Source organism: Brevundimonas sp. GW822-FHT03E11 (assembly GCF_058801445.1).
This window is the reverse complement of the sequence record NZ_JBXANG010000001.1, coordinates 26,497-39,360: the sequence shown is the minus strand read 5'-3', so window position 1 is coordinate 39,360 and position 12,864 is coordinate 26,497. Positions and strand designations below refer to the sequence as shown.

14 protein-coding genes are annotated in these 12,864 nt (G+C 67.8%); 10 read left to right on the top strand and 4 right to left on the bottom strand.

Features of this window, described 5'->3' with window-relative positions; translation table 11 throughout:
- Positions 1-2 precede the first annotated feature (2 nt).
- A complete protein-coding gene (locus AC1RKE_RS00235; protein WP_182713079.1) occupies positions 3-1,643 on the top strand; it encodes a Na+/H+ antiporter in 1,641 nt (546 codons plus the stop codon).
- Between the two features lie 3 nt (positions 1,644-1,646).
- Here AC1RKE_RS00235 and AC1RKE_RS00230 read toward each other — a convergent pair whose 3' ends face one another.
- From AC1RKE_RS00230 to AC1RKE_RS00220, 3 genes are read right to left on the bottom strand one after another with little or no spacing between them, the layout of a single operon-like run.
- Positions 1,647-2,303 carry an HAD family hydrolase gene (locus AC1RKE_RS00230; RefSeq protein ID WP_182713078.1) on the bottom strand — a complete coding sequence of 219 codons (657 nt, stop codon included), beginning with the start codon at positions 2,301-2,303 and terminating at the stop codon, positions 1,647-1,649.
- Between the two features lie 8 nt (positions 2,304-2,311).
- On the bottom strand, positions 2,312-3,106 hold the full coding sequence (gene mazG, locus AC1RKE_RS00225; RefSeq protein WP_348684035.1) for a nucleoside triphosphate pyrophosphohydrolase: 795 nt from the start codon (positions 3,104-3,106) through the stop codon (positions 2,312-2,314).
- Positions 3,103-4,461 carry an MFS transporter gene (locus tag AC1RKE_RS00220; RefSeq protein WP_182713076.1) on the bottom strand — a complete coding sequence of 453 codons (1,359 nt, stop codon included), beginning with the start codon at positions 4,459-4,461 and terminating at the stop codon, positions 3,103-3,105. The genes mazG and AC1RKE_RS00220 overlap by 4 nt, the downstream gene beginning before the upstream one ends.
- A gap of 135 nt (positions 4,462-4,596) precedes the next feature.
- Between AC1RKE_RS00220 and AC1RKE_RS00215 the strand changes: the two genes are divergently transcribed.
- The 3 genes from AC1RKE_RS00215 to ygiD all read left to right on the top strand — a co-directional run bounded on the left by AC1RKE_RS00215 (position 4,597) and on the right by ygiD (position 6,971).
- Positions 4,597-5,454 (top strand): D-alanyl-D-alanine carboxypeptidase family protein, encoded by an 858-nt coding sequence (locus tag AC1RKE_RS00215; RefSeq protein ID WP_348684138.1) that lies wholly within the window; start codon positions 4,597-4,599, stop codon positions 5,452-5,454.
- 151 nt (positions 5,455-5,605) lie between these two features.
- On the top strand, positions 5,606-6,208 hold the full coding sequence (gene wrbA / locus AC1RKE_RS00210) for an NAD(P)H:quinone oxidoreductase (protein WP_054765900.1): 603 nt from the start codon (positions 5,606-5,608) through the stop codon (positions 6,206-6,208).
- A 4-nt stretch (positions 6,209-6,212) separates the two neighbouring features.
- Positions 6,213-6,971, top strand: a complete 759-nt coding sequence (gene ygiD / locus AC1RKE_RS00205; protein WP_348684137.1) for a 4,5-DOPA-extradiol-dioxygenase — start codon at positions 6,213-6,215, stop codon at positions 6,969-6,971.
- Positions 6,972-6,977: 6 nt separating this feature from the next.
- Here ygiD and AC1RKE_RS00200 read toward each other — a convergent pair whose 3' ends face one another.
- Positions 6,978-8,531: an AMP-binding protein gene (locus AC1RKE_RS00200; protein WP_348684135.1), complete on the bottom strand. Its 1,554-nt coding sequence runs from the start codon at positions 8,529-8,531 to the stop codon at positions 6,978-6,980.
- A 183-nt stretch (positions 8,532-8,714) separates the two neighbouring features.
- Between AC1RKE_RS00200 and lipA the strand changes: the two genes are divergently transcribed.
- The 6 genes from lipA to AC1RKE_RS00170 all read left to right on the top strand — a co-directional run bounded on the left by lipA (position 8,715) and on the right by AC1RKE_RS00170 (position 12,826).
- Positions 8,715-9,677: a lipoyl synthase gene (gene lipA / locus AC1RKE_RS00195; RefSeq protein WP_182713073.1), complete on the top strand. Its 963-nt coding sequence runs from the start codon at positions 8,715-8,717 to the stop codon at positions 9,675-9,677.
- Positions 9,678-9,684: 7 nt separating this feature from the next.
- Positions 9,685-10,137 (top strand): type II toxin-antitoxin system RatA family toxin, encoded by a 453-nt coding sequence (locus tag AC1RKE_RS00190; protein WP_182713072.1) that lies wholly within the window; start codon positions 9,685-9,687, stop codon positions 10,135-10,137.
- Positions 10,134-11,249, top strand: coding sequence for an NAD(P)/FAD-dependent oxidoreductase (locus AC1RKE_RS00185; RefSeq protein WP_348684133.1), 1,116 nt, complete (start codon positions 10,134-10,136; stop codon positions 11,247-11,249). Before AC1RKE_RS00190 ends, AC1RKE_RS00185 begins: the two co-directional genes overlap by 4 nt.
- The gene (locus AC1RKE_RS00180; protein ID WP_191554038.1) at positions 11,246-11,797 is read left to right on the top strand and encodes a sugar O-acetyltransferase; all 552 of its coding nucleotides are present in this window, start codon (positions 11,246-11,248) and stop codon (positions 11,795-11,797) included. The genes AC1RKE_RS00185 and AC1RKE_RS00180 overlap by 4 nt, the downstream gene beginning before the upstream one ends.
- Before the next feature lie 133 nt (positions 11,798-11,930).
- A complete protein-coding gene (gene rpmF / locus AC1RKE_RS00175) occupies positions 11,931-12,113 on the top strand; it encodes a 50S ribosomal protein L32 (protein WP_054765894.1) in 183 nt (60 codons plus the stop codon).
- Positions 12,114-12,226: 113 nt separating this feature from the next.
- The gene (locus AC1RKE_RS00170; protein WP_191555054.1) at positions 12,227-12,826 is read left to right on the top strand and encodes a hypothetical protein; all 600 of its coding nucleotides are present in this window, start codon (positions 12,227-12,229) and stop codon (positions 12,824-12,826) included.
- Positions 12,827-12,864: the final 38 nt, after the last annotated feature.

The following is a 12,864-nucleotide window of genomic DNA, read 5'->3' as shown; positions in this document are numbered from 1 at the left end:
CCATGCATCTGATCGAGACCGTCCTGCTGCTGCTTCTGGCCGTTGTGGTGTCGGGATCGGTCGCGCGGATCACCCGTATCGCCCTGCCGCTGGTGCAGATCGGTCTGGGGGCCGTCATCGTCCTGGCGACCGGGACGACGGTCGATCTGAAGCCGGACATCTTCTTTCTGCTGTTCCTGCCGCCCCTGCTGTTTCTGGACGGATGGCGCATCCCCAAGGAGGCCCTGTTTCGTGACCGGGCGGTGATCCTGGAGCTGGCGCTGGGGCTGGTGCTGTTCACCGTCATCGGCCTGGGCTTCATGATCTGGTTTATGATCCCCGAGATGCCCTTGCCGGTGGCCTTCGCCCTGGCGGCCATCCTGTCTCCGACCGATCCCATCGCCGTCCAGGCCATCGCCGCGCGGGCCCCGATACCCAAGCGGCTGATGCACATTCTGGAAGGCGAATCGCTGCTGAACGACGCCACGGGCCTGACCTGCATGCGGATCGCGGTCGTGGCGGCGACCACCGGCGCCTTTTCCCTGGGCGGGGCGGTGGCGACCTTCGCCTGGCTGTCTGTGGTCGGTGTGGCGACGGGCGTGCTGGTCACCATCGCCATCAGCTACGTCAAGGGGGTCGTCAGCCGGCGCTGGGGCGAGGATGTGGGGGCGCAGATTCTGGTCAGTCTGCTGATCCCCTTCGCCGCCTATCTGGTCGCCGAAGAGCTGAGGGCGTCGGGCATATTGGCCGCCGTGGCGGCGGGCGTGACCATGAGCTTCACCGAGCGGGGCGGCGGCATAGGCGGCCAATCCCTGGCCATGACGCGCATCCGGCGCGGCGTGGTGTGGGACACGGTCCAGTTCGTCGCCAACGGCATCATCTTCGTGATCCTGGGCCAGCAGATGCCGTCCATAATGGCGCGCGCGGCCGAGGTGGTGCGGGGCACCAGCCGGCCCGAGGTCTGGTGGCTGGCGGTCTATGTCTTCGCCATTGTCGCGGCCCTGGCGGCCTTGCGTTTCGTCTGGGTGTGGACGTCGCTGAGGCTGACCCTGTTCCGACGCCGCCATCGCGGGCCGCCGCCCAAGGTCGGACTGCGGCTGACCCTGGTCATGTCTCTGGCGGGGGTGCGGGGCGCCATCACCCTGGCGGGCATTCTGACCGTGCCCTTCTTCCTCGCGGACGGCTCGCCCATGCCGTCGCGCAATCTGGCGATCTTCCTGGCGGCGGGGGTGATCATCGTCTCCCTGCTGCTCGCCACCTTCGCCCTGCCGCGTCTGATGAAGGGGGTGGAGCTGCCGCCCGAACCGTCACAGGAGCGGGAAGAGGACAGGGGGCGCGTCGCCGCAGCCTCGGCCGCCCTGCGCGCCCTGGAGGATGCGTCCCACGCCATGGCCGAGGGCAAGGCCAATCCCGACCTCTATTCCGACGTCGCCAGTCGGATCATGGAAATCTATCGCCAGCGCATCGAGACCCATACCCGCACGGAAGAGGACGACGCGGCCGTGGCGCGCAAGATCGATCAGGTGGAGCGCAAGCTCTGGCTGGCGGCGCTCGCGGCGGAGCGGGAAGAACTCGGCCGGATGGCGCGGTCCCGCCGACTGGACGAGGTGACGGCGCGCAAGATGATCCGCGAGGTCGATCTGCAGGAACTGCGCTACCTCTGACCTTCAGCGGTCCATGAAGGCCGCGACCGCCGCATAGCTGTCGGCGATGTGGTGTGCGCCGCGGGCGGCCAGGCGTTCGGCGTGGCCGTCGCGGACATGGCCCCCGGCGGTCAGCCCCACCACCGTCATGCCCGCGGCGACGCCTGCGGTCACGCCCGCCTCGCTGTCCTCGATGACCAGGACGCGCGCCGGATCGACCCCCATGCTTTCGGCGGCGTGCAGGAAGATGTCGGGGTGGGGCTTGCCGCGCTCGACCACCAGGCCGGTGAAGACGGCGCCGTCGAAATGATCGGTCAGGCCGAACAGGTCCAGGCCGACGCCGATCCAGTCAGGGCCGCTGGACGAGGCGATGCAGCGGGCCTCGGACCGGGCGGCGACGAAGTCGATCAGGCCGGGCACGGGCTTCAAGTGGAGCGGGGCGCGGGCCCGGCAGGCAGCGAACCAGGTGGTGTGGAAATCCTCGGGGCAGGGCCGGCCCAGGGCCGCCTCGACCACCGGCCGGTTGTCGCGCCAGCGCCGGCCCGTATAGGTCGCCAGCACCTGGTCCAGACTGGTGGGCAGGCCGATGGCGGTCAGCTGTTCGGCCATGACGGTGCTGTTCAGCACCTCGCTGTCGGCGACCACGCCGTCATAGTCGAAGATGATCAGGTCGTAGGGCATGCGGCGGCTCAGGAGGACGGGCCGGCCTTTTCGGCCGCCTTTGCGGCGTCCCAGAGGCGGTCCATCTCCTCCAGCGTCGATTGGTCGGGGGTGCGGCCGTCCCTGGCCAGTTCGGCCTCGATGAAGCCGAAGCGGCGCACGAACTTGGCGTTGGCGGCGCGGAGCGCATCCTCGGGCTCGACGTCCAGCTTGCGGGCCAGGTTGGCGACGACGAACAGCAGGTCGCCCAGCTCCTCGCGCGCCTTGGCCTGGTCGCCGGCGGCGATCTCGACGCGCAGCTCCTCGACCTCTTCCGCCAGCTTGTCGAACACCTCGTCGGTCGAGGGCCAGTCGAAGCCGACGCGGCCGGCGCGCTTGGTCAGTTTGGCGGCGCGGGTCAGGGCGGGCAGGCCGACGGCGACGTCGTCGAGGACGCCGGGCTTCTTGCGATCCTTGCGTTCAGCGGCCTTGATGACCTCCCAGGCGACGGTCTGTTCCTTCGAGGTGCGCTGGGCCTCGTCTCCGAAGACGTGGGGGTGGCGGCGTTCCAGCTTGTCGGCGATGGCGGTGACCACGTCGTCGAAGGCGAACAGGCCCTGCTCCTCGGCCATGCGGGCGTGGAAGACGACCTGGAACAAGAGGTCGCCCAGTTCGCCCTTCAGTTCGACCAGATCGTTGCGCTCGATGGCGTCGGCGACCTCATAGGCCTCCTCGATCGTATAGGGGGCGATGGTGGCGAAGGTCTGCTCCACGTCCCAGGGGCAGCCGCCGTCCGGGTCGCGCAGCCGCTCCATGATGGACAGAAGCCGGTCGATGGGCCTCATGCCTGCGCCTCCGCGTCGCGCGCGTCCAGGGCCTTGCGGATCTCGTTATGGCGCGCGGCGGTCAGCGGATAGTTCTTCAGCACCCAGGCGGTCAGGGCCAGAAGCAGGCCGGGGACGGCGATGAACAGGATCTGAAGCGTCAGCAGGGAGGCGTCGCTGTTGCCCTCCGGCCCAGGCACGGCGCGGAAGCCGACCCACTGGAGGATCAGATAGGGGACCAGGGCGACCACATGGCCGATCTTGGTGGTGGCCGAGAGGATGGACAGCATCAGGCCGGTGCGGTCGACGCCCGTCTCGAACCGCTCCTGGTCGCCGGCGTCGGCCATCATGGCGCGGGTCAGGAACAGGCCGGCGGCGTAGGGCAGGCCGGCGATGAACATGACCACGGCGGTCAGGGCGAAATTGCCGCCGGGGACCAGGGTGGCGCCGATATAGAGGACGGCCGAGACGAGGCTGGCGATCGCCAGGCCCCGGTCCTTGCCGACACGGGTCGCCAGCCAGGCCCAGAAGGGAGCGCCGCACAGGCCGGCGACGAAATAGAACAGCATGAAGAGCCCGGCCTCGGTGTGGTCGTAGCCGCGGATCTGGCCGAAGAAGAAGAACAGCAGCGAACCGGTGATGCCCGGCGCCACGCCCAGCAGCAGATCGGCGATCAGCAGCTTGCGCACCACGGGCGTCTTCAGCAGGGCCAGATAGGCGCCGAGGCTGCCGTGCGGTTGGTCTCCGGCGGTGACGGGCTCGGGCACGGCGACCATGGCCAGGCCGATGGTGACGGGCAGGGCGATGATGATGCCCCAGCCCATGATCCGCACCCCGTCGGCATAGGTCCCGATGCCGGTCTGGACCACCACGGTCGGGAGAACCAGGATCAGCACCACCCCGATGATGTTGAACACCTGCCACCAGCCGTAGACGCGGCTGCGCTGGTCATACTGGGGCGCAAGGACGGCGGCCCAGCCCAGCTGGCCCAGGGTGCCGATGGAGAAGCCCAGGTAGAGGAACAGCAGCCAGCCGAACAGATAGACCGCCGGGGCGCCCGGCTGGACCAGGACGAACATCATCAGGGCCGCCAGCATCAGCATGGGGGTGGCCAGGGCCATCCAGGGGCGGTAGCGACCGAAACGGGTCCGGGTCTTGTCCATGCCCCAGCCGAGGAAGGGGTCGAAGACGATGTCGATCAGCCGCACGGCCATGAAGACGGTCGCGACCACCCCCAGCTCCAGTCCCACATAGGTGGCGTAGAATTCCGGCAGGGTGACGGGCAGGGCCACGCCGAAGGCCGCCAGCGGCAGGCAGGGGCCGGAGAAGGCGGCGAGCACGGCGTTGGAGCGACGGGGCGCGGCGGCGGCGGTCATGCGACGGGTCCGGGACAGCCCGGATGAGTCGGGCCGACGCAGGATTGCAGGTTTGGACGCGGGAGCGGAGTCGGATTCGGGCGGACGGCCGTCTGCGCGCTTGCTCCTGAGGGCCGCTTGAGGCTTGCTGGGGGCATGTGGCGAAGCTGTCTCGCGTTCCTGACTGTCTGGCTGGTCCTGGCCTTCGCCGGCGCAGCGCGCGCGGCGGGGCCCTGCCATACCAACGCCGACGTCTGGGGCGAGGAGGCCCTGGCCAATGCGGCCTCGGCCTATGGACTGGAGTGGGCGCCGTTCGGGGCGACCGAATTTGGGTGGATGGCCTATGCGCCCCTGATCCAGCAGGAGCTGCACACCCAGTGCGGCCCCGGTACGCCGGTCTTCGCCTCACAACTGGCGGGATTCCAGCAGACCCACGGCCTGGCGCCGACAGGCCTGTTCGACGCCGGGACCTTCCAGGTGTTGCGCGGGCTGTGGCAGGAGCGGCGGCCTTTCGTGATGGCGCGGATCCGTGGCGAATGCCCTGATCCGCCGCCGATCAACCAACTGGGCTATCTGGTCGCGTCAGAAGAGCACGCCGACCGGCTGACCCGGCTGTTGCGGCGTGACGTGCTGGACGCCTATCGCCGGATGGTCGCCGCCGCACGGGCAGAGGTTCCCGAGATCGCCGCCGATCCCGAACTGCTGCAGATCTTCTCAGGCTTCCGGGACCCCGAGGCGGACGCCGCCCGCTGCGCCCAGCAGGGCAATTGCGACGGCCTGCGCCGCGCCGTCTGTTCGCCCCACCGGACGGGCGCGGCGGTCGATCTGTACGTCGGCCAGGCGCCGGGCCGGGGCGTCGACTCGACGGCGGCGGCCAGTCGCGAATATATGGCGCGCGGGGCGACCTATCGCTGGCTGGCCGCCAACGCCGGGCGGTTCGGCTTCGTTCCCTATGTCTATGAACCCTGGCACTGGGAATATGTGCGGCCCTGGGATCCTTCGTTCGCGCCCTGAGCCGGTTGGACGAACCTCCGGTTTTCATTTCAGTTTTTGACCGAAACCATCGCGAAAGCCGAGAGGGGGCTTGCATGGCGTCAAGCGAGACGTCAAGTTAGCAACGGTCGTTGTTGCGAATGACGGCCGTGACATTCAACGGAGTCCTCCCTTGCCCAAGATTCTCGTCCTCTACCACTCGACCTACGGCCATCTGGAAATCATGGCCGAAGCCGTCGCCGAAGGCGCGCGTCAGGTCGAAGGCGCCGTGGTCGACATCAAGCGCGTGCCGGAGACCGTGCCGGAAGAGCTGGCCAAGGCTTCGCACTACAAGCTGGATCAGAAGGCGCCGATCGCCAAGATCGACGACCTGAAGGACTATGACGCCATCATCATCGGCGCCGGCACCCGCTTCGGCTCGGCTGCGTCGCAGATGCGCGCCTTCCTGGACCAGGCCGGCGGCCTGTGGTTCACGGGCGCCCTGATCGGCAAGATCGGCGGCGCCTTCACCGCCACCGCGACCCAGCACGGCGGTCAGGAGACCACCTTCCAGGGTCTGCACAACTTCTTCATGCACCACGGCATGCCGGTGGTCGGTCTGCCGTATTCGTTCCAGGCCCAGATGACCCTGGACGCGGTGCACGGCGGCTCGCCCTATGGGGCGACGACGATCACGGGCGGCGACGGCTCGCGCATGCCCAGCGAGATCGAGCTGGACGGCGCCCGGTTTCAGGGCAAGCACATCGCCGAACTGGCCAAGAAGCTGCACGGCTGATCCGATGCGCCAGCCCGCGCTCTTCTTCGGTCACGGTTCGCCGATGAACGCCCTGGGCGGTCCCTACGGGGCCGCCTGGCGCGACCTGGGCGAGGCCGTGGGCAAGCCCGAGGGGATGGTGATGATCTCCGCCCACTGGGAGACGCGCGGGCTGGGCGTCACGGCGCAGGAGAAGCCCGAGACCATCCATGATTTCGGTGGTTTCCCGCGCGAACTTCACGAGATGCAGTATCCCGCCCCCGGCTCGCCCGCCCTGGCGGCCTGGGTCGCGGAACTGACCGGGGCGGTGCAGACGACGCAATGGGGTCTGGATCACGGGACCTGGTCGGTGCTTTGCCATGTCTGGCCAGAGGCCGATGTGCCTGTGGTCCAGTTGTCGCTGAACCGCGAGCTGACGCCGCGCCAGCATTACGAGCTGGGCAGGACCCTGAGACCGCTGCGGGACGAGGGAATCGTGATCGCCGGCTCGGGCGACTTCGTCCACAATCTGCGCACCTGGAAGCGCGAGGAAGGGGCAGAACCCTACGCCTGGGCGACCGGGTTCAATGAGGCGGTGAAGGCGGCGTTCGAGCGCGGCGACCATGAGGCCCTGATCGACTGGGTCGGTCTGGCCGAGGACGCCCAGCTGAGCGTGCCGACCGACGAGCACTTCCTGCCCGTGCTCTATGTGGCCGCCCAGCAGGCGGTCGGGGAGGCGGTGAGCTTCTTCAACGACCGGATCGACGGCGGTTCGATCTCGATGACGGGGGTGCGGATCGGGTGAGCCCGATCACGCCGCCTTGTCGCCCTCGACCATCTTCTGGATCGTCACATAATCAGTCTTGCCGGTGCCCAGGACCGGGACCTCGGCGACCTTGACGATCTTCTTGGGGACGATCAGCTCAGGCGCGCCGTTGGCGCGGGCCCATTCCGCCAGGGGCGCCACCTCGGCCCCGGCGTGGTCGGTGACCAGGACCAGTTTTTCGCCCTTTCGGGTGTCTGGAATGGAGACGACGGCGTGACGCTGGTCCGGCCAGACCGCACCGGCTATGCTCTCGACCGCCGTGAGGGAGACCATTTCGCCGCCGATCTTGGCGAAGCGTTTGGCGCGCCCCTTGATGGTGACATAGCCCTCGGCGTCGACATCGACGATGTCGCCGGTGTCCAGCCAGTCGTCGCCCACCGCATCCCAGGCCAGCGGCTCGGCGGCCGTGACATAGCCGCTCATGATGTTGGGTCCCTTCAGGAACAGCCGGCCGCCCTCGTCGATTCCCTCAACCGGCTCCAGCTTCCAGTCCATGCCGGGCAGGATCTGGCCGACGGTGCCGGGGGCGTTGCGCTCGGGATGGTTGACCGCCACCACAGGCGAGGCCTCGGTCGCGCCGTAGCCTTCCAGCAGTTCGACGCCGCCGAACTTGGTGTTGAATAGGTTGCGGGTCTCCTCGCGCACCTTTTCGGCGCCGGCGACGGCGAATTTGAGGGTGGCGAAGTCGCCGGGCTCGGCGACCCGGGCGTACTGGCTGAGGAAGGTATCGGTCGCGAAAAGAATGGACGCCTTCACCTGGGGCAGCAGGTCGGTGATCTGTTTGGCGTGAAGCGGCGAAGGGTACTGGAAGGCCTTCAGACCCTGGAGCAGGGGCAGGACGACGCCGCCGGTCAGGCCGAAACAGTGGAAGGTCGGTAGGGGATTGAACATCACCCATTCCGGCAGAAGGTCGATATGGGCCGCGACCTGTCGGGCGTTGGCGACCAGGTTCTTCTGGCTCAGAACCACGCCCTTTGGCGTGCCGAAACTGCCGGAGGTGAACAGGACCACGCCCGGCGCGTCCGGATCGGTCTTGACCCGGAACCGCTTGGGTGCGGCGCCGGCCGCGAGGCCGTACAGCTTGTCCTGAAGCCCGATGGTCTTGCGTATGTCGTCCAGCCAGACGATCTCAGCCCCCGTCTCGAGCTCCGCGATCAGATCGTCCAGCTTGGCCTGGTCGATGAAGCGTCTGGCGGTCAGGACCTTCTTGACCCCGGCGGCCTTGATGGCGGCCTTCAGATTGGCCTCGCCGGCGGTGAAGTTCAGCATGACCGGCACGCGGCCGTGGGCGTGCAGGCCGAAGAAGGTGACGACCACGCCCATGGACGAGGGCAGCAGGATGGCGACCCGCTCGCCCAGCTCGGTCATCTTCGCGATCTTGCGGCCCAGAACGAAGGCGGCGCGGATCAAGCCCGTGTAGGTGAGGGGGTGGCGATCCTGGTCTTCGAGGATCTCCTTGTCCCCAAACCGGGCGCGCGCCTCGATCAGGGCGTCGATCAGCGAGGTCTCGTACAGCGAAGGGTCCAGATCCTGGCGCAAGCGCGTCTCCTGCGGAGGGCGCGACAGGCCCTCTCTGTTGTCGGGCGTCCGTCAATAATGACGCAACGGCGTCTTGAAAAGATGCGTAACGTCGCGTGAGTTCCCGAGCGGACCAACGGGCGCGCCATCATCTGTAACCGCCTGTGGCTTGCCATTGGGCGCGGGAAGGCCGAAATACCGGCCATGGTGACCCTGATCGACACCCTTCAGCGTAAGCCGTCGGAGCTGCGCCACCCGGAAAAGCAGAACCGCCCGGAGACGGTCGTTCTGAAAAAGCCCGACTGGCTGCGGGTCAAGGCGCCTGGATCGGGTCAGTACAACGCCACCAAGGACATCGTCCGCTCCAAGGGGCTGCACACGGTCTGTGAAGAGGCGGCTTGCCCAAATATCGGAGAGTGCTGGAGCCAGAAGCACGCCACCCTGATGATCATGGGCGACACCTGTACGCGGGCGTGCGCCTTCTGCAACGTCAAGACGGGCCTACCCCAGCCGCTGGACCCGGAGGAGCCGGGCAAGGTCGGGCTGGCGGTGTCGCAGATGGGGCTGAACCATGTGGTGATCACCTCGGTCGACCGCGACGACGTGGCCGACGGCGGGGCGGCTCACTTCGCCGAGGTGGTGCGCCAGATCCGCCTCCAGGCGCCGAACACCACAATCGAGATCCTGACGCCCGACTTCCTGCGCAAGGACGGGGCGGCGGCGGTGATGATCGACGCCAAGCCCGACGTCTTCAACCACAATCTCGAGACCGTTCCGCGCCTGTATCTGAAGATCCGGCCCGGCGCCCGCTACTTCCACAGCCTGCGCCTGTTGCAGATGGTCAAGGAGCGCGACCCGAACCAGTTCACCAAGTCCGGCATCATGGTCGGCCTGGGCGAGACCAAGGAAGAGGTCATGCAGGTGATGGACGACATGCGCTCTGCCGGCGTCGACTTCATCACCATCGGCCAGTACCTGCAGCCGACGCGCAAACACGCCGCCATCGACCGGTTCGTCACGCCGGAAGAGTTCAAGGCCTATGAGGCGATCGCCCGGGCCAAGGGCTTCCTGATGGTGTCGTCGTCGCCGCTGACGCGTTCGTCGCACCACGCCGGCGACGACTTCGCCCGGCTGAAGGCTGCGCGCGAGGCGCAGCTGCGCCGCTAAATTCCGTATGGCCGTCCACCGCGTAACGCGCATTCTTCCCTATGCGCCCGAACAGCTTGCCGATCTGGTCGCCGATGTGCGGACCTATCCCGACTTCGTCCCCTGGGTCACCTCGATGCGGGTCTGGAACGCGCGGGCCGAAGGCGAGGGCGTGACCGTGCTGGACGCCGAGGCGGGGGTGGGTTTCTCCTTCCTGAAGGAGCGGTTCTCCACCTGGGTCCGGCATGATCGTAATGCGCCGAAGGTGGAGGTCGGCCTGTTGCGCGGGCCGTTCAAGCATCTGAAGAACCGGTGGGAGTTCTTCCCGCATCCCGAGGGGACGCGGCTGGAGTTCGTGATCGACTTCGCCTTCAAGTCCCGCATGCTGGACCTGATGCTGTCGGCCAATTTCGACCGGGCGGTGGAAAAGCTGATCGGCTGTTTCGAGGCCGAGGCGGTGCGGAGGTACGGCAGGCGATGAGTTTCGATTTCGACGCGACCGTCGTGGGCGCCGGGGCCGTGGGCCTGGCGTGCGGTCGGGCGTTGTCGAAACGGGGCCTGACGGTGCTGGTGCTGGAGAAGGAAGGCCATGTCGGCCAGGGCGTCTCGTCGCGCAATTCCGAGGTGATCCACGGCGGCCTCTATTATCCGACCGCTTCGCTGAAGGCCCGCTTCTGCGTCGAGGGGCGGCGGGCGCTTTACGACTTCTTGGCCACTCACAAGATCGATCACTGGAAGTGCGGCAAGCTGGTCGTGGCGACCGAAGAGGCCGAGGTCGAGCGGATCGAGGCCATCTTCGAACAGGCGACGGCGAACGGGGTCGAGGGGCTGGACCACCTGACCGGCGCCCAGGCGCGGGCGCTGGAGCCGGAACTGAACGCCCACGCCGCCATCCTGTCGCCCGAGAGCGGCCTGTTCGACAGCCACGGCTATATGCTGGCCCTGCAGGGCGAGATCGAGGATGCGGGCGGATCGGTGGTGGTCTCGGCCCCGTTCGAGGGCGCAGAGCCCCTGCCGGGCGGCGGCTTCACGATCCGCGTGGGCGGGGAGGGGGCGATGGCGGTCTCCTGCCGTCTGCTGGTGACGGCGCCCGGTCTCTCGGCCCAGGCCGTAGCGGCGGCGATCGAGGGCTATCCGGCAGAGGACATCCCCGCCGGCCATTTCGGCAAGGGCGTCTATTTCCGGCTGGTCGGCAAGGCGCCGTTCGACCGGCTGATCTATCCGCCGCCGATTCCCGGCGCCCTGGGCACCCATTATCGCAAGGACCTGGGCGGTCAGGCGGTGTTCGGCCCGGACCTGGCCTATGTCGAGAGCGAGGACTATTCGGTCGATCCGGCCAAGGCGGAAGAGTTCGCCGGCTATATCCGTCGCTTCTGGCCGGGGCTGCCTGATGGAGCTTTGACCCCGGACTACGCGGGCATTCGGCCCAAGCTGCACGGGCCTGGCGAGCCGCAGCCGGACTTCCAACTGCACGGGGTCGAGCGCCACGGCATGGAGGGGCTGATGGCTCTGTTCGGCATCGAAAGCCCAGGTCTGACCAGCTCCCTGGCCATCGGCGAGGCCGTGGCCGCCGCCCTGACGGAGGCCGCATGACAGAAAGAGAAAAGATGCTGGCCGGCCTGCCCTATGATCCGGGCGATCCGGACCTGCGCGACGGCCGCGCCCGCGCCGTGGCCCTGACCGTCGCCATCAACGCCGAACCGGATCGAGACCGGCGTCGCGCCCTGGTCAACCAACTGGTCCGGGCGTCGGACGGCGCGGCGATCATCATGCCGGGCTTCTACTGCGACTACGGGGTCAACATCCATTTCGGCTCGAACGCCTTCGTCAACGCCAACAGCGTGTTTCTGGACTGCGCCGAGATCCGAATCGGCGACAACTTCCAGGCCGGTCCCGGCGTACAGCTGTTGACGCCCGAACATCCGCTGGACGCCGTCGAACGGCGGGGACGGGAATCCGCCCGGCCCATCGTCATCGGCGACGATGTCTGGATCGGCGGCGGGGCGATCGTGCTTGCGGGAGTTTCCATCGGTGATCGGGCTGTGGTGGGGGCGGGCAGCGTGGTGACCCGAGACGTTCCGGCGGACGTCGTGGTGGTCGGCAATCCGGCCAAGATCGTCCGCCGCCTGACGCCCGCTTAAACGCCTTGAAATCGTCGCGCGGTTCATGCATAAGCCGCGCCTCGCGTGGCGGTCCGGTGGGCCGCCGCTATTGTTTTCGCGCCAGACAGGCTTCGGCTCTGGGCGGCGCCCGACTTAGAAGATTGAGACGGACATGGCCGTTCCGAAGCGCAAAGTATCCCCCTCGCGTCGCAACATGCGCCGCGCCCACGACGCCCTGACCTCGAACGTCTATGTCGAGGACAAGGACACCGGCGAGCTGAAGCGCCCGCACCACATCGACCTGAAGACCGGCACCTATCGCGGCCGTCAGGTTCTGACGCCGAAGGAAGACTAGTCTTTTCCTCCCGGCCCGGTCGCCGACCGGACGAAGAGATTTACGGCGCGCGGTGATCCGCGCGCCGTTTTCGTGCGTTCATGGCGGCGAAGCTTGTTCTGGAGACCTTGCCGATGATCCGTTTCGCCGCCGTCAGCGCCGTGGCCTTGTTGACCCTCTCAGCCTGTGAACGTCGCGATGAACCGGCGCCCACGCCGGTTTCCCCGCCGCAGACCACGCCGGCGGCCGCAGACCCCAACGCCCTGACCAGCGACGGCCTGGGCCCGGCGCGAATCGGCATGACGCGGGCCGAACTGGTTCAGGTCTGGGGCGAGGATTCGCAGCCCAATGCTGTCGGCGGCCCCGATCCCGAGACCTGCGACGAGTTCCATCCCACGAAGGCGCCCGCGGATGTGAGGGTCATGATTCAGAACGGCGTCCTGACCCGGATCACCGCCGCCCGTGAGGCGACGGTCAAGACCGACCGCGGCTTCGGCGTCGGTGAAGACGGCATGGCGATCAAACAGGCCTATGGCGGCGCCGTCTTCGCCCAGCCGCACAAATATGAGCCGGCTCCTGCGGAGGATCTGTTCGTCTGGTCGCGCGGCGGCTCCACCGCCTATGTCGTCGATCCTGCGGCGCGCGGCCTTCGCTATGAGGTCGGCGCCGACGGCAAGGTGAAAGCGATCCATGCGGGCGATCCGTCGATACAGCTGGTCGAGGGCTGTTCCTGACGGCAAGGGGCGCGGCAGCCATTGGCGATTCGCAGGGA